This is a genomic window from Tigheibacillus halophilus, from assembly GCF_042683165.1.
Taxonomy (GTDB): Bacteria; Bacillota; Bacilli; order Bacillales; family Amphibacillaceae; genus Tigheibacillus; species Tigheibacillus halophilus.
In genome coordinates this window covers 492,385-507,971 of the sequence record NZ_JBHUIZ010000003.1, presented here as the reverse complement: position 1 = coordinate 507,971, position 15,587 = coordinate 492,385, and the positions used below count along the sequence as shown (strand labels likewise).

Sequence of the window (15,587 nt, the reverse complement as noted above, 5' to 3'; positions counted from 1 at the left end):
TTTAATTCCCTTTTAGTTTACTCCATTCGGCAAGCGACGGTCAAGTGCTTTGATTCATTATTAAAACCGATACAGTAAACGGTTACAGCTATTTTAGGCTGCACAAAGTACGAACTGTCTCATTCTGTTATAGTGTCCATTTAAACTGTATCAGTATAGATGTTTCACAGCAAAGTGAATGTTTTTTATGTCTTATACCCTATAAAAAACAGAACCCGTTTGACGGGTTCTGTTTGGAGAAGATGTTTATTCATTTTTGGCTTCGTAGGATACTTTTAAATCCGTATGCTTGTAAAAGGCTTTTTTAGCTTGATTATAGTTATTAGTATACTTGTTAAAATCCTTGTTAGCTGCGATAACTTTTTCATAAGTCTTATTGAGCGCATTGATTTGTTTTGTTAGTTCGTCTTGGCTCGATTCTTTTTCCTGCAGCACATTATATAATTTTTTTTCCTGAGCCAGGGATTGCTTGTACGCTTTATGAAGCTGGTCATAGGTCTTATATCGTTTTATCATAACATCATACATTTTTTCAGCTTTGGTTTTTGCTGCTTTTTCTTTCAGATCATTGATCAGGGCTTGCGTTTTTTTGAATTCCTCTTTTGCATTCTCTACACTTTCCTGCTCTATCCCAAGTTTTTCGGTTCTTTTATCGATATTTTTTTCTGCATCAGCCGAAAGCTTCTGAATTTGTTTGAACTCATCCATTCCCAGCTCCATGATTTCATCATAAATTTTATTTTCCTGGCTTTCCAAATCTGTCATTTCATTTTGAGTCTTGGCAAAATCCGCCTCCAAACTCACTGTTTCTTCCAAGTGATTATAGATTTTTTCCTCTGCAGACTGGCCGCATCCGGCCAATACAGCAAATATTCCAAATACAATTACCATCACATATTTTTTTATTCGCATATTTCTCCCCTCTTTGATATCTATTATTTTTATACCTTATATATGTGGAACAGTATATCATAAATCGCAGGGAATAAATGACAAAAACGAATGACCCCTTCCTATACTGCTTTATATGCTTTTTTACCACAAATTATGTTAAAATATTATTTTGATGAGAATACAATAGTTAGTTGTGAATTAATACGATATGGAGTGTGAACAATGACATGCTTACAATGAAAGATATAGTACGTGAAGGCCATCCTGCACTAAGAGAAGTCGCAACTGAAGTCGAACTGCCTGCGTCTGAAGAAAATAAACAGAAACTGCAAGAAATGCTTGCGTTTCTGCAAAACAGCCAGGATGAAAAAACTTGCGCGAAATATGCTCTGCGCCCAGGTGTCGGTCTGGCGGCTCCTCAGCTTGGACTGGAAAAAAGAATGCTCGCCGTTCATTTTGAAGATGACCATGGCAAATTATACAGCTATGGTCTTTTCAACCCAAAAATTATCAGCCATTCAGTTGAAAGAGCATATTTGCGAGAAGGAGAAGGGTGTTTGAGCGTCGACCGGCCTGTGGAAGGTTTTGTCCCACGATCAGCAAGGATAACAGTAAGAGCTGTGGACTTGGACGGAAACCCAGTCAAACTGCGGCTGCGCGATTATGCGGCAATTGTTTTTCAGCACGAAATCGACCATCTCAACGGCATCATGTTTTATGATCATATCAACAACGATAACCCATATGCCATCCCCGACAACGCCAAAGCAATTCATTAAAAAAGAAGCTGTTTCCTGTAAAATGGAGCAGCTTCTTTTTCAGTCTGCATAGAAAACATAAGAATGCAAAAAATAGGATAAACGTTAGATCAGACCGCCAATTTACACGTGAAAGCAAAATAAAATTCACATAAATTAAAGTATATCTATTTTATTATTGTTGAAATCGTATTATACTATAAATAAGAGGGATTGGACGGTAGAACGTTTTTTGCTTTTCAAGTTATTGATAAGGAGATGTATTTCTCATGCTCAAACGATTGAAAGAAAAGCTAAAAAAACGATTGAAAGATATTTTGGGCCAAGGACGTGTACCAACAACTTATAAGGAAGATGATTTTTCTTAACAAGTGCATGACTGTTTTCAGAAAAAATTGCTGAAAACCATGCATTTAAATTGTTATGACCTTTTTGGCAAAACTACCCAAAAACTACCAATCACGATGATGCTGTGGTTTTAGCTGACAACTTCAACCTCAGCAAATGCAACAGGTGTGATGCATTTGCTGATGGATTGTAAATTGAAAAGAAACTCAGGACTGTTCATGAAAGAAAGCTATATAGATTCCTTTCATTTCACCCTGAATGAATACCAACTTTTTAGGAGAGATAATAACATGATATTTAAAGTTTTATACCAGGAATCTCCAACTGAGGTTCCTGTACGTGAACGTACCAAAAGCCTCTATGTCGAGGCAGATTCTGACCGCGATGCCCGCAAAAAATTAGCAGCCCGCAAGTTGAATATCGAATACATCCATCCACTAGACGAAGCACAATTGGCATATGAAAAACGATCAGAAGATTTTAAAGTGGAGGAACTATAAAAAATGAAGTTTGTGAAAAACGATCAAACTGCCGTTTTCGCTCTTGGTGGATTGGGTGAAATCGGCAAAAATACGTATGCAGTTCAATTCCAGGATGAAATCATTCTGATTGATGCAGGCATCAAGTTCCCTGAGGACGAGTTGCTTGGCATCGATTATGTCATTCCTGATTACACTTATTTGGTACAAAATCAAGATAAAATTAAAGGACTTTTTATCACACATGGACACGAAGACCATATTGGGGGCATTCCTTTCTTGCTTCGTGAAATCAATGTACCCATTTATGCCGGAAAACTTGCGACCGGACTAATTCAAAATAAGCTGGAAGAACATGGATTGTTACGCTCTACAAAAATGATTACTATACAAGAAGACGATATTATCAAATTCCGGAAAACATCTGTCAGCTTTTTCCGGACTACACACAGCATACCCGATTCCTTTGGGGTAGTAGTCAAGACACCGCCAGGAAATATTGTCCACACAGGAGATTTCAAATTCGACTTCACACCAGTCGGAGAACCTGCAAACCTGACAAAAATGGCTGAAATTGGTAAAGAAGGCGTGCTTTGTCTCTTGTCAGACAGCACAAACAGTGAAGTACCAGGATTCACAATGTCTGAGAAAGTCGTCGGTGCGACCATCAATGATATCTTCAGCAGAGTTGAAGGCAGATTAATATTTGCTACATTCGCATCGAACATTTACCGTGTTCAACAAGTGATTGAAGCTGCTGTACAGCACGGACGCAAAGTGGCTGTCTTCGGCCGCAGTATGGAATCCGCTATCACGCTTGGTCAAGAGTTAGGCTATATCCAGGCGCCGAAGGATACGTTTATTGAAGCAAACCAAATCAATCGATTGCCTGCAAACAAAATCACTATTCTTTGTACTGGAACACAAGGTGAACCAATGGCAGCCTTATCACGTATAGCGAATGGTACACACAGGCAAATCCAAATCATACCTGGTGACACGGTTGTATTTTCTTCATCTCCAATCCCTGGAAATGCAATCAGTGTTAATCGTACAATCAATAGCCTTTACCGTGCAGGGGCTGAAGTCATTCATCATAAGGTAAGTGATATCCATACTTCGGGACACGGTGGCCAGGAAGAGCAGAAACTCATGCTCAGACTGATCAAACCGAAATTCTTCATGCCAATTCACGGTGAATTCAGGATGCTGAAGGAACACACGAAACTCGCGGAAGCTTGTGGGATTGCCCCTGAAGATACATTCATCATGGATAATGGCGATGTGTTGGCTTTGGGAAAAGACGAAGCACTTATTTCTGGGAAAATACCTTCAGGAGCGGTTTACGTAGACGGCAAAGGTATCGGCGATATCGGCAATATCGTTTTGCGCGATCGACGTATCTTATCGCAGGAAGGGCTTGTTATTGTTGTCGTCAGCATCAATATGAAGGAGTTCAAGATTGCTTCCGGGCCCGACATCATTTCACGCGGCTTCGTTTACATGCGTGAATCAGAAGACTTGATTAAGGAAGCGCAAAAACAAGTGCAAATGCATTTGAATAAAATCATGAAAAAGAAAACAACACAGTGGTCGGAAATTAAAAACGAAATTACTGATACCATCGCACCTTTCTTATATGAAAAAACGAAAAGGCGCCCGATGATCCTTCCGATTATCATGGAAGTCTGAAGTTAAAGTTTAACTAAAACCTGCAAAGCACAACGCTTTGCAGGTTTTTCTTTTCTCAAACAAGGATACACAACAGACGTCCATAAGCCATGTCAGCTTATGGACGTCTGTTGTATTGTATCAATCTTTATCAACCGATATAGTGAAAAAAGCTTTCATTACAATAGCCTTTCTATAGAAGTTTTCAAATCTGGTACTTCTACTTTTTTATTGGTAAAGAAGTCCTTGATTAAAAATTCTCCAAAATGGATTGCCTGATCATAGGAAATCTTGCCTGGCAACGGAGGCATGTCTTTGATAGCAACATCAATGATTGCCGGTTTATTGGACGTGAAGGCCTGCTCCATAGCGTTGTCCAAATCCTCGGCCTTATCCACACGATAACCAGCTCCCCCACAGCTTTCTGCGAAACTGGCAAAATCCATTTCCCCCAAGGAGGTCTCATATTCCAAATGCCCGAGAAGTTCCTGCTCGTATTTGATCATAGCGATCTTGCTATTGTTCAACACAACCATTTTTACAGGCAAGCCATATTTAACTGCCGTGACAAAATCATGCATGACCATCGTGAACCCGCCATCGCCACATATACCCACGACTTGTTTGTCAGGATAGGCAATCTGGCCAGCTATTGCGCCAGGCAGCCCACAACCCATGGTCGCCAATCTTCCTGAAATGACAAACTTCTGGTGTAAAATCGGAAAGTATCTGGCAGCCCAGACAGTAACATTGCCTACATCACAAGAAATCACTGCGTCTTCATCAACCACTTTCTCCAGCGCATGCATTACCTGAGGGGCAATCAGCGGGTTTTCGCGAGCCTGTTTATCTTTTTCCATTTGTTTATGCCATTTTTTCATTTTATCCTGATATTTTTGCAAGAAGCGGCTGTTATCCGTTCTGTTCTCCACCATCTCGTCCAGCTTGCATAAAATTTGCTTGGTATCCCCGCACAATCCTTCTGTGATCGGGTATATATCGCCGATTCTATCCGCCATGATATCAATCTGAATAGCTTTCGTATCATCCGGCAAAAAGTTTCGGTAAGGGAATGATGTTCCAGCCAGTAATAGCAAGTCTGCCTCCATAATGGCTTCATAAGCCGGTTTTGTCCCGATTTGTCCATGCTGGCCCATGTTCAAAGGATGATAATCTGGTATGATTCCTTTGCCAAGCAAACTGACAACGATCGGGGCATTAATTTTTTCTGCGAATTGCAAGAGTTCCTTATCAGCCCCTCTGCACCCTTTCCCAGCTAAAATGACTGGCTTTTTTGCTTCATTTATCATATTGGCGCTATTGATCAGCGACACTTCATGCGGAAAAGGCAATGCCCTGACATAAGAAGGCGCAGTCGATGGCTGGCGCCCATTTTGTTTCACAGCAAATAAGTCGTCCGGGACAATGAGTACCGCTACTCCTTGATGTACATAAGCATTCCTGATCGCCATATTCAACATATCCGGCAATTGTTCCGCAGACTGCGCCTGTTCACAATACACAGCAACATCAGCGAACAAATTCTGTAAATCAATCTCCTGAAAGGATTTTGTTCCGACATTTTCGCTGGTAACCTGTCCTACAAGCGCCAGTACTGGAGCCCCGTCCTTTTTCGCATCATAAAGGCCGTTGAGCAAATGTATTCCTCCAGGGCCTGCAATAGACAAACAGACACCGATCTTACCAGTCAATTTCGCATAAGCACTGGCAGCTAAGGCACCAGATTCTTCATGCCTTATTTGATAAAATTTGATTTCATCTTCTTTTTTTCGCAAATCATCTACGAATTCATTTATGGAATCGCCAGGCATCCCGTAAATATGATTAACATTCCAATCTATTAATAAATCAGTCAGTATTTCTCCTGTTCGTTTCGAGCTCATTTAACAACATCCTTTCAACATCTATACGGATGTATTCCCAAAATAGCATAACAAAAAACATGTATCCACGGATACATGTTTCCCAGAAAGTAAATTTCCCAAGCTTTTCAACCAACAGAGACGTTCCGAATTAACTTTCCTCTATGACCAAATGTTTCTCAAACCTGGAGAGGTCCTTATCAGCTCCGATTACGATCAGGATATCCTGCTCATCCAGCAAATCTTCTGCACTTGGAGAAACATTGATACTGCTCCCCTGCTTGATGGCTACGACGTTACAACCGTAATTTGCACGGATATCCAAATCCATCAGTGACTTCCCTTCCATTCTTTTTCCTGCTTTCACTTCTACAATACTATGATCATCGGAGAGCTCCAAATAATCCAATATATTATTTGAAATGATGCTGTGTGCGATACGTTTTCCCATATCTCGCTCCGGATGCACTACATGGTTTGCCCCGATTCGATTCAATATTTTTTCGTGGTAATCATTATTCGCTTTGACAGTGATTTTTTTTATATTAAGATCTGTCAGAATGACAGTCGTTAATATGCTTGCTTGGATGTTATCACCAATGGCTACGATAACATGCTCGATATTTTTTATGCCCAGTTCCTTTAGTGTCGCCTCATCGGTAGAATCAGCAATAACAGCATGGGAAGCGATATTTTTAAATTCATTCACACGGTCCTCATTGATGTCCATCGCCAGGACATCCATGCCTTCCCTGCTCAATTCACGGCAAATACTTCCACCGAACCTGCCAAGTCCAATAACTGCGAATTCCCTATTCATATTATTTTCCTCCACTACAAGTACCATTTTCTTTGATTAATATAACACAGGGATAGCGAAAACCAAAGCGTTTTTTCAAGCATTCCTCCCTCTGTAAAAAAGTGGGCGATATTTAATTCTTTCAATCAGCTTGCAAGGATTTCCCGAAAAAGCATGCATGCAAGATAGCTTTTATCAAATCGCGTCCAGCATTTGAAATTGTGATTTGACCAGTTCAAAATACTCCCCTTGCTGTTCCATCAGTTCTGAATGGCTCCCATGTTCCAGTATCTTACCTTGGGCCAGCACAAAGATTTCATCTGCCTCTCGTATCGTGGAAAGCCTGTGAGCAATAATGATAGCGGTCCTGCCATGCAATAACTTCTGCAAAGCCTGTTGAATCTTCACTTCAGTCTGTGTATCAATGCTAGCTGTGGCTTCATCCAGAATAAGGATGCGTGGATCAGCCAACAAAGCTCTTGCAAACGACAATAGCTGTCTTTCGCCAGCTGATAAAATATTGCCCCGTTCCTCCACCTCTGTCTGGTAACCTTGTGCCATTCTATTGATAAATTCATCTGCACCGACAACTTTAGCAGCTTTGATGACTTCTTCATCAGTCGCATCTGGGCGTCCAAAACGTATATTTTCCATAATTGTACCCGAGAAAACAAAGGTATCCTGCAGCACAATACTGATGTGGCACCGCAAGCTTCTTAAATCAGTTTCTTTTAAATCATAACCGTCAATCTTCACGCTTCCTTTGGACGGATCATAGAATCTGCTGATTAGATTGGCTATCGTCGATTTCCCACTGCCTGTATGGCCAACGAGTGCAACTGTTTCACCGGCACGCATTTTCAAAGATATCTCATGCAGGGCAACACGATCATTATCATAGGAAAACTGTACATTTTCAAACACTATCTCGCCCTGGATGTCCTGAAAGACATGGGCCTTATCCATAATTTTCACATTTGGCTGTTCATCCAAGTACTCGAAAATACGCTCTGAAGCAGCCATCGCCATCAGCAATTGATTATACATTTGTCCGAGTCGGGAAATGGGCTCCCAGAACATTCCCAAGAAGAAAGCAAAGGAAACAAACGTACCCAGCTCAATACCGCCATGCCCTGCACCTAACAGGATTAAATAGGATCCATAGGCCACTAAAATCACTGTGCCAGCTGCATTACAGAGTTCTACTAATGGACGAAACATAGCACTTTTTTTTGTAGCTGTTTTCCAACTGTAAAAATTATCCTTATTCACTCCAAAGAAATAGGCAGTATTTTCTTTTTCCTGTGAAAAAGACTGGGTGATACGGATTCCTTGGATACTCTCATTTAAATGGGAATTCATTCTTGACTGCTGGATCCGTGTGTCCTGCCAAGCCCTGCGGATATTACGGCGCAGCTTGGTTGAAATAAAAAACATGAGTGGAAGTACGACCATGATTGCAAGTGCCAGTTTAGGACTAAGCGTCAGCAATATGATGATGATACCAGTCAATGTGATGACATCCATCAATAGATTGATGATCCCGTTGGTGAACAGCTCCTGTAATGAGTTCGTATCATTCATGATTCGGACTAGTATCGAACCTGCTGATCTGGAATCAAAGAATCGATGGGACAAGCTTTGCACATGGGTAAATAAATGTTTACGCAAATCATAAATGACATTTTGACCTAAATAATTGACCCACTTGATCCGAAAAATATTACTGATATAGTTAATGCCATACAGCACAACGATGATTCCGACCAAATATCCGAGCATGGACATATCATGATTTGCAATCGCTCCGTCTATCGCCACCTTACCGATTAAAATAGGAACTGCCAGTCTCACAAAAGTTGAAATGATCATCATCAGGATGGCCCCTGGCAAATACGTTTTCGAATAAGGCTTCAGATAAATAAGCAAACGCCATAGCTGTTTCCAATTGAAGGGCTTTTCAGCCGCGCGATCGATCGTATAATGAAATCGATTGGATCTGTTTTCCGTTTGATTTTCTCTATCTTTTTTCATCTATTACACCCCCTGTGTCGATTGCTTCAAAATGGCTTCTCGATCTCGATATTGCATGTTGAATACTTCCTGATATTGACCTGGTTCATTCAGTAACGTATCATGCGTACCGCGTTGGACGATACTTCCTTCTTCCATGACAAGAATTTCATCCGCATGCTTTAAAGATGAAATACGATGAGCAATAATAAACGTTGTTCTGTCCCGCATCACCTCTTTTAAAGCTTGCTGAATCTTAAATTCGGTCTCCATATCGACAGCCGATGTTGCATCATCGAGTACTAAGATGCTTGGGTTGATACAAATGGCACGGGCTATGGCCAGACGCTGTTTTTGTCCCCCTGACAGCCCCATGCCTCTTTCCCCTAGCATTGTGTCATAGCCTTTTGGCATTTCCGTGATGAAGTCATGCGCTTGCGCTCGTTTGGCTGCGTCGATGATCTGCGATTCAGGTACATCCGGGTTTCCATAGGCGATATTTTCTCTGATAGTCGTTGAGAAGAGAAACGATTCCTGCAGCACAAAACCAATATGTTTTCGCAATGTTTCCAGTTTATATTCTGATACGTGATGACCATCGATAAGCACTTCTCCACTCTCCGGCTCGTAAAAACGTGTCAGCAGCTGTGTGATGCTAGTTTTTCCTGAGCCTGTAGGGCCAAGCAATCCTATGATTTTTCCCTTTGGTGCATCAAAATTGATATTTTTTAAAGCAGTATCATCATCCTTCGTGTACGTCAGGTTGACATGGCGAAAAATAACGTGACCGTTGATTGGCTTATCCAAAGCGTTTTTTCTTTCAATAATATCCTCCTTTGCCTCAAGGATCTCATTCAATCGTTCTGCAGATGCCTTCGCTTGAGAGAACATGTTGACCACGAATCCCAAATTCATCAACGGCCCCATGATATACCATACCAAACTGAAGAAGGCGACCAGCTCCCCAAGTTGTAGGCCTCCACTAGTTACAAGGTACCCACCATAGGCAAGCAGAGCAACGGCACAGAAATTCCCGATAAACTCCATCAAAGGGAAGTATTTCGCCCAGATGCTTGCTGTATCCAAATAGCGGTCTCGGTAATCACCATTATTCGTTTCAAAGCGGCCGACTTCAAACGACTCTCTTGAGAGTGACTTGACCGTATGCATGCCACTAATATTCTCCTGGACCCTGGTATTCAATTTGCCAAAAGATTTTCTGATTGCCCGAAATGCTGGATGCACCCGTTTGTCAAATCGATAGACGACAATAGCTAAAAAAGGCATGGAAATCATGGTGACCAAAGCGAGGGGGGCGGAGTAAAAAAACATGACGCCTAGACTGAGCGTAACTAAAAGGATGGTATGTATCATTTCAGAAAAGCCAAAGGAAAGGAAAAAGCGAAATCCTTCTACATCAGCTGTCAACCTTGACATCAAATCTCCGGTTTTAGCATTGTCATAGTATTTGAATGACAATACCTGCAATTTTTTATACAGGCCATTTCTCACTTCATACACACTCGATATGCCAAACAAGTCGCCAAGATATTGATTTAAAAACGTGGCAATGCCCTTGATGATCATAAGCGAGAAAAAGATTGCCGCAATGTAAGGTATGTAATAATATTGTTCCTTCATGACCACTACATCGATTGTTATCTGAAGAACAATCGGGTAAATGACTGTAATTGCTGTCACAAACACCATACATAAAAGCGAAAGCGCAAAATACTTTTTGAACGGCCAATAATATGCTTTTAATTTTTTTAAAATATTCAACTTTTCCCCTCCACAAAAAATTTATTATTTCCACAATATTTAATATAACGGTTTTCGAAATAAAATGCTATCTTCTTTTTACGATTATTTATATTTTAGAAGTACTTCACAAAAGGGGGTGGGCCAAAACCGTAATAAATGTAAAAAAGTTTGGAAGTCCGTCTAGAGATGGAACTGCCAAACTCTTTTATTTTACTTGTAATTGGCACAATTAGTACTTATTTAGCAACCACAGTTGATAGCCAGCGGCCTTTCGCTTCAGTCAACTAGATGTGAAATTGTACTGTATAGCCTTTTTTAGTTATTTTTGAAAGTGCATCTAATTATCATTTTATTTGTTCGATAATCCCAAGACGCGGTTTAAACGTTTACGCAGCATACTCATACCTCCACCGCCTGATTGAAAATGTCGCAGCTTTCCATCTTTATCAAATAGATAATAAGCAGGTACGTACCGATTGTCAAAAGCGTCCGTCAGCTTATGCCGGTTATCTATGAATATTGGCTGTGTGATGCCTTGTTCCTGGGCCACTTTCATGATTTGTTTAATGTCCAGGTCTTTCTTCAAACGGGGCATATGAACTGCGATAACGTGAAGCTCATCTTTATATTTATCGCGAAATTTACTTACATTCGGCATCGCATCTTTGCAAAGGCTGCAGCTTACAGACCAAAAATGAAATAATGTCGGTCTGTCATCCAATAACTCTGCTCTAGTTATCGGGGCGCTGTTCAGCCACTTTGTCGCTCCGTTCAATTCCGGCATTTGATCACGTAATTTCATGATAGCATCTCCTTCTTGAATTAAAACATATTCGTTTTTATCCAATATATGCTTTATAGCCAAAAATGCGTAGAAAGGAAGCATAGCAAAGCCTTAGTTGAAAAAACTGTCACGGTGAAAACCACGTGATCATTTTCATTTATCCCCCATTAGAAAGTGCTTTCCAATGTCACCAATCAAGTCAAATCTTGCCCTTTGTATAGATTGGTGACATTTATTGTTAATTAACCATCAACCAAAAAATCAAACGGTGTACAGCTTTGCAATACTATCCACCAAAAAAAAGAGGATTCTCATAAAGAAACCCCATAAATTTAAAGACGGATATTTCATGAGGGGGGCTAGTTAAGATTGCGTTTAATAGCGCAGAATGTTCATCTCATTTTACCGCCCTGTTTTTTTCTTTCCTCGTAAATTTACCCAATGAAAAGCACCTCCAAATTCCCTAAAAATTTGGGGGTGCAGATCAGTTTAAGCACTCACTCCGAAAATAATTTGTCATCTACCATGCTGACCACTTCTTCAGCATTCTGTCCTTGCGCATTTATTACCGGACCATTAATCACGACATCACTGATGCCCATCAAATCTTTGTCCATGCCAGAGATGATGCAGCAATCACAATTAGCCGTATCAGCTTCTGATCTTAGTTCCACAATTTCATGTCCTTTTGAAGCAAGTTCTTCCTTAATGTCATTCAGCCCAGGCTCTACTCCAATACGTGCCATGATTGATCACTCCCAATATGAATATATTTTTAATATCACCAAAAAGATCCATGTTATTCATGGCGTTTTATCTCATTAGATGGCAGAAACCATATTAAGGCCGCACTTACCAGCGCAAGAATTAACATACTAGAAAATGTCATATGTAATCCAGACGAAAGCGCCTCCTTCAGTGTTGTTTGCAACGTATCGGACATTTTCCCCACTTCATTCGGATCAAGCAATTGATTTACTGAATGAATGGAAAGGTCACCTTCCATGCCAGATTTCAACATCGCCGCTTTTACATAGCTGTTTAAAATGCCCCCAAAAAAAGCAACCCCCAGTGCACTTCCAAGTGAGCGCATGAACATATTGGATGCAGTGGCCGTACCACGCATGTTCCAATTAACATTGCTTTGGATACCTACGATGAACGAGGTACTTGTCATCCCCATGCCTGCACCTATTAAAAATGATCCAGCACCAGCCCATCCTGGCCCTCTTTCAGGTGTTAAGAATAAAAACATTACACCACCCGAAACGAGGAATAAGCTGCCAAGTATGGAGGTCTTACGATAGCCTATTTTCAGTAACAATCTACCTGCAATAGTGGATGCAATCGGCCATCCGATGGACATGGTTGTCAGAGTGAATCCAGCTATGGTGGCCGACTTTCCCATGACTCCCTGTATAAAAGCAGGCAAATAACTTGTAATTGCTATTATAATGATGCCCGTGGTCAATGAAGCTATGTTGGCAAGTGCAATCAAGCGGTTACGCCAAATTTCCAATGGCATAGCAGGGACTGCAGCACGCCTCTCCTGAAACAGGAACAACATGAAACAAACCGCTGAAGATGTTCCCATCACCCAAAATAATGGCGAAGTGAATGTATTGGTCCCGTCTATTTCAACAAGAATGACAAGCAATGTACTGATAGCAAGAAAAATCCATATGGTGCCAAAGTAATCGATTTTACGCTGTTCTTTACTAAGATTTTCATGAAAAAATAATAGGATGCCAACCATCGCCAACAATCCCAGAGGAATATTCATCCAAAATACGTACCGCCAGCTGAGCTTATCTACGAAGAAACCACCCAAAAGAGGACCAGTAACAGCAGAAATCCCCCAAACGCTGGAAAGATACCCTTGGATCTTAGCTCTTTGTTCCCTCGTATACATATCCCCCACCATGGTAGTGGCGATAGGCATTAGTGCTCCTGCACCAAATCCCTGCACAAATCGTGCTCCAACAAGCATTTTCATAGAAGAGCTTACCCCTGAAAGAACAGAGCCAACGATGAATAAACTGACTCCAATCATAAAAATTGGTTTTCTGCCAAAAATGTCAGAGAGCTTGCCAAAAATCAGCATTGTCGCAGCATTTGTCAGTAAATATGCGGAAAAAACCCAGCTATATAGCGAAAATCCTCCCAAATCTGCTACAATTCCGGGCATTGCAGTCGAGACGATCGTTGCTTCAATCGCAGACAAGAACATACTAAGCATAATAGAAGCCAATACGATAGGACGCCTGGTTTGTTTGCAGTTGTCTTGGTCATTACACAATTCTTCCATGTTCGCCAGCCCTCACGTAATTTATATCCACTAGTCCTAATGCTTTGAAGTATAAAAATCAGTGCGGATTTGCTTCAGAATCGCTCTTCTTGTTAATATCCCGTCAAAATGCCGTTGTTCGTCTATCACACAGACAAAAGGTGCATCAATAACAGCTTTTAAACCATTCATAAATGAATCTTCTTTTGAAAGTGTTGGAATTTCCGTACGCATCACTTGTTCAACGACAGTCTTATCCAATTTTTCGAACTCGAACCTTTCCAATCCAAGGATTTCGTTCAATATGACTGTTTTACCGATAATTCCTCTCAATTTATATGCTGTATCCACTACCGGCACCGCAGAGTAGCCCGATTTCACAAGTACAAGCAATGCGTGTTCCAACGGATTGTTGACTTGGACATGCGCAACCTTCTCAGAAGAAATCATTAAATCTGCCACAGTAATATCCATTATATGTTTATCTTGGGTCAAACTCATGTAATCGCCCCCACATTATTTCTAATTTATCTATTGCGTTCATTTCAATCCAGCTAAACTGCTACGTGTAATTTCGTTTACGCCTGCATAACCAGTTTATCATGTTTACGCATACATACTCCATCGTTTTGGAAATCAATTCGAAAATGATTCACAGGATGCTACTCTTTGTTCCTCTCGTTGCCATCCGCCCGCTTAGACTAGACGTTTGCAAAGGCTTTTGGCACATCGTATAATGTGAGCATATGCTCATATTATACGATGTAGCGCTGTCCGGCTGGTGTCAACATGTAATAACCAAACAGTGAGTGCTATATCGGTTTGAAGATATGACGCAAACCCCAGCCGCCGTATTTTCAAGGCATTGGAAAGTCTAATCGAAGTTGGATTTTATGGCGCAAAGATAACTTGACTGTTGCAGTCAGGAAAGAGGAGGTGGATCATGGGAAACCACCACGATCACGGTCATCACCACCACCATACCGCAAATAAGAAAGTTTTACTATGGAGCTTTATTACCATATTCATTTTTATGATTGTTGAAGCACTTGGAGGATATTGGACAAATAGTCTGGCTCTCCTGTCAGATGCCGGCCACATGTTAAGTGATGCCGCTGCACTGGGGTTAAGCTTGCTGGCTTTCAAAATGGGTGAGAAAAAAGCAAATGCGGAGAAAACCTTTGGCTATAAACGATTTGAGATAATTGCAGCGCTAATCAATGGCATTACATTAATTGTGATCTCTATGATCATTTTTTATGAGGCATATCATCGATTTGTCAAGCCGCCGGAAGTCAGTAGCAGTATGATGATTATTGCCAGTGTTGGGTTGGTGGTCAATATTATTGTATTCCTCATGTTGACCAAAGGAGACTCCAAGGATAATCTGAATATCCGAAGCGCTCTGGTTCATGTGATGGGCGATTTGCTTGGTTCAGCAGGCGCAATCCTGGCCGGCCTGCTCATATTCTTTTTTCAATTTAACATAGCGGATCCCATTGCAAGTGTAATTGTCTCCATCCTCATTCTTGTCTCAGGGTACAGGGTCACTAAAGATGCCTTTCATGTATTGATGGAAGGAAAACCTGAGCATGTAGATATGGAACAAATGAAAGCAATGCTGGCAGAGTTGGAGGGTGTATACAGTATCCATGATTTGCATGTTTGGTCAATAACCAATGAATTTCCGGCAATGACCTGCCACTTAGTTGTTCAAAATGAAGTGGACAGAGATGCACTTCTACAAGTAGCTACCGATAAAATACTTCATACCTTCCATATATCTCATTGCACTGTACAGATAGAAGGAAGAGACACCGACATTCACGATACGTGTGATAACTGCAAATCTTGAAAGGGAAGGGGCGAACAAAATTCTGTGTTCAGCCATACAGATGCTTTTTTCA

13 protein-coding genes are annotated in these 15,587 nt (G+C 41.0%); 4 read left to right on the top strand and 9 right to left on the bottom strand.

Features of this window, described 5'->3' with window-relative positions:
* Nucleotides 1-246 precede the first annotated feature (246 nt).
* A complete protein-coding gene (locus ACFSMW_RS03060; RefSeq protein ID WP_390352909.1) occupies nt 247-912 on the bottom strand; it encodes a YkyA family protein in 666 nt (221 codons plus the stop codon).
* Between the two features lie 209 nt (nt 913-1,121).
* Between ACFSMW_RS03060 and def the strand changes: the two genes are divergently transcribed.
* From def to rnjA, 3 genes are all read left to right on the top strand, one after another.
* Nucleotides 1,122-1,673 (top strand): peptide deformylase, encoded by a 552-nt coding sequence (def, locus tag ACFSMW_RS03055; protein ID WP_390352907.1) that lies wholly within the window; start codon nt 1,122-1,124, stop codon nt 1,671-1,673.
* Between the two features lie 617 nt (nt 1,674-2,290).
* Nucleotides 2,291-2,500: a DNA-dependent RNA polymerase subunit epsilon gene (locus ACFSMW_RS03050; RefSeq protein WP_390352906.1), complete on the top strand. Its 210-nt coding sequence runs from the start codon at nt 2,291-2,293 to the stop codon at nt 2,498-2,500.
* Between the two features lie 3 nt (nt 2,501-2,503).
* The gene (gene rnjA, locus ACFSMW_RS03045) at nt 2,504-4,171 is read left to right on the top strand and encodes a ribonuclease J1 (RefSeq protein ID WP_390352905.1); all 1,668 of its coding nucleotides are present in this window, start codon (nt 2,504-2,506) and stop codon (nt 4,169-4,171) included.
* A gap of 158 nt (nt 4,172-4,329) precedes the next feature.
* Here rnjA and ACFSMW_RS03040 read toward each other — a convergent pair whose 3' ends face one another.
* The 8 genes from ACFSMW_RS03040 to cbpB form a co-directional block, all read right to left on the bottom strand.
* Nucleotides 4,330-6,054: a pyruvate oxidase gene (locus tag ACFSMW_RS03040; protein WP_390352904.1), complete on the bottom strand. Its 1,725-nt coding sequence runs from the start codon at nt 6,052-6,054 to the stop codon at nt 4,330-4,332.
* A 130-nt stretch (nt 6,055-6,184) separates the two neighbouring features.
* Complete coding sequence (locus ACFSMW_RS03035) at nt 6,185-6,853, bottom strand: potassium channel family protein (protein ID WP_390352902.1); 669 nt, start codon at nt 6,851-6,853, stop codon at nt 6,185-6,187.
* A 174-nt stretch (nt 6,854-7,027) separates the two neighbouring features.
* Nucleotides 7,028-8,866, bottom strand: a complete 1,839-nt coding sequence (locus tag ACFSMW_RS03030; RefSeq protein WP_390352901.1) for an ABC transporter ATP-binding protein — start codon at nt 8,864-8,866, stop codon at nt 7,028-7,030.
* Between the two features lie 3 nt (nt 8,867-8,869).
* A complete protein-coding gene (locus ACFSMW_RS03025; protein ID WP_390352899.1) occupies nt 8,870-10,627 on the bottom strand; it encodes an ABC transporter ATP-binding protein in 1,758 nt (585 codons plus the stop codon).
* A gap of 331 nt (nt 10,628-10,958) precedes the next feature.
* A complete protein-coding gene (locus ACFSMW_RS03020) occupies nt 10,959-11,411 on the bottom strand; it encodes a TlpA family protein disulfide reductase (RefSeq protein WP_390352897.1) in 453 nt (150 codons plus the stop codon).
* 479 nt (nt 11,412-11,890) lie between these two features.
* Nucleotides 11,891-12,139: a YkuS family protein gene (locus tag ACFSMW_RS03015; RefSeq protein WP_390352896.1), complete on the bottom strand. Its 249-nt coding sequence runs from the start codon at nt 12,137-12,139 to the stop codon at nt 11,891-11,893.
* 53 nt (nt 12,140-12,192) lie between these two features.
* Complete coding sequence (locus ACFSMW_RS03010; RefSeq protein ID WP_390352894.1) at nt 12,193-13,701, bottom strand: MDR family MFS transporter; 1,509 nt, start codon at nt 13,699-13,701, stop codon at nt 12,193-12,195.
* A gap of 36 nt (nt 13,702-13,737) precedes the next feature.
* Complete coding sequence (cbpB, locus tag ACFSMW_RS03005; RefSeq protein ID WP_390352892.1) at nt 13,738-14,181, bottom strand: cyclic-di-AMP-binding protein CbpB; 444 nt, start codon at nt 14,179-14,181, stop codon at nt 13,738-13,740.
* A gap of 442 nt (nt 14,182-14,623) precedes the next feature.
* On the opposite strand from cbpB, the gene ACFSMW_RS03000 reads away from it, so the two are divergent.
* Nucleotides 14,624-15,535 (top strand): cation diffusion facilitator family transporter, encoded by a 912-nt coding sequence (locus ACFSMW_RS03000; RefSeq protein WP_390352891.1) that lies wholly within the window; start codon nt 14,624-14,626, stop codon nt 15,533-15,535.
* Nucleotides 15,536-15,587 lie beyond the last annotated feature (52 nt).

What these genes read in the sequence shown, in the direction of transcription:
- rnjA (WP_390352905.1), top strand. Translation starts at nt 2,504, where the DNA reads ATGAAGTTTGTGAAAAACGATCAAACTGCCGTTTTCGCTCTTGGTGGA.
- ACFSMW_RS03010 (WP_390352894.1), bottom strand. Translation starts at nt 13,701, where the DNA reads ATGGAAGAATTGTGTAATGACCAAGACAACTGCAAACAAACCAGGCGT.
- ACFSMW_RS03015 (WP_390352896.1), bottom strand. Translation starts at nt 12,139, where the DNA reads ATGGCACGTATTGGAGTAGAGCCTGGGCTGAATGACATTAAGGAAGAA.
- ACFSMW_RS03050 (WP_390352906.1), top strand. Translation starts at nt 2,291, where the DNA reads ATGATATTTAAAGTTTTATACCAGGAATCTCCAACTGAGGTTCCTGTA.
- ACFSMW_RS03060 (WP_390352909.1), bottom strand. Translation starts at nt 912, where the DNA reads ATGCGAATAAAAAAATATGTGATGGTAATTGTATTTGGAATATTTGCT.
- ACFSMW_RS03020 (WP_390352897.1), bottom strand. Translation starts at nt 11,411, where the DNA reads ATGAAATTACGTGATCAAATGCCGGAATTGAACGGAGCGACAAAGTGG.
- ACFSMW_RS03030 (WP_390352901.1), bottom strand. Translation starts at nt 8,866, where the DNA reads ATGAAAAAAGATAGAGAAAATCAAACGGAAAACAGATCCAATCGATTT.
- def (WP_390352907.1), top strand. Translation starts at nt 1,122, where the DNA reads ATGCTTACAATGAAAGATATAGTACGTGAAGGCCATCCTGCACTAAGA.
- ACFSMW_RS03000 (WP_390352891.1), top strand. Translation starts at nt 14,624, where the DNA reads ATGGGAAACCACCACGATCACGGTCATCACCACCACCATACCGCAAAT.
- cbpB (WP_390352892.1), bottom strand. Translation starts at nt 14,181, where the DNA reads ATGAGTTTGACCCAAGATAAACATATAATGGATATTACTGTGGCAGAT.
- ACFSMW_RS03040 (WP_390352904.1), bottom strand. Translation starts at nt 6,054, where the DNA reads ATGAGCTCGAAACGAACAGGAGAAATACTGACTGATTTATTAATAGAT.
- ACFSMW_RS03035 (WP_390352902.1), bottom strand. Translation starts at nt 6,853, where the DNA reads ATGAATAGGGAATTCGCAGTTATTGGACTTGGCAGGTTCGGTGGAAGT.